This window comes from Streptomyces europaeiscabiei (assembly GCF_001550375.1).
Taxonomy (GTDB): domain Bacteria; phylum Actinomycetota; class Actinomycetes; order Streptomycetales; family Streptomycetaceae; genus Streptomyces; species Streptomyces europaeiscabiei.
Genome location: NZ_LRTR01000624.1, coordinates 1 through 665 on the forward strand (window position 1 = coordinate 1; position 665 = coordinate 665).

1 protein-coding gene is annotated in these 665 nt (G+C 76.2%); it reads left to right on the forward strand.

What is annotated here, in order from left to right; translation table 11 throughout:
* The coding region (locus AWZ10_RS30445; protein ID WP_060892563.1) for a Rossmann-like and DUF2520 domain-containing protein at positions 1-665 on the forward strand (665 nt) is incomplete at both ends.

Below are 665 nucleotides of genomic sequence, written 5' to 3' on the forward strand. Positions count from 1 at the left end.
CGGCCCCGCGCTGGCGGCGTCGCTGCGACTCGCGGGTCACCGCCCGGTGGCCGTCTCCGGTGTCTCCGACGCCTCCCGGCGACGCGCCGCCGAACTGCTGCCCGATGTGCCGCTGATGTCCCCGGCCGATGTGCTGCGACACGCCGACCTGGTCCTGCTGACCGTCCCGGACGACGCCCTGCCGGGCCTGGTCGAGGGCCTCGCCGAGACCGGCTCCGTGCGACCGGGGCAGCTCCTCGTGCACACCTCGGGCCGGTACGGCGCGAAGGTGCTGGACCCCGCGCTCAGGGCCGGGGCGCTGCCGCTGGCGCTGCACCCCGCGATGACGTTCACGGGGACGCCGGTGGACGTGCAGCGGCTCGCCGGGTGCTCCTTCGGGGTCACGGCGCCGGACGCGCTGCGGCTGGCCGCCGAGGCGCTGGTGATCGAGATGGGCGGCGAGCCCGAGTGGATCGCAGAGGAGAACCGCCCGCTCTACCACGCGGCCCTCGCCCTGGGCGCCAACCACCTGGTCACGCTGGTCGCCCAGTCCATGGAGCTGCTGCGCACGGCCGGTGTCTCCGCCCCCGACCGCATGCTCGGCCCGCTGCTCGGCGCCGCCCTGGACAACGCGCTCAGGTCGGGCGATGCGGCCTCCCCGACCCGCTCACCCGCGCCGTCGTCTG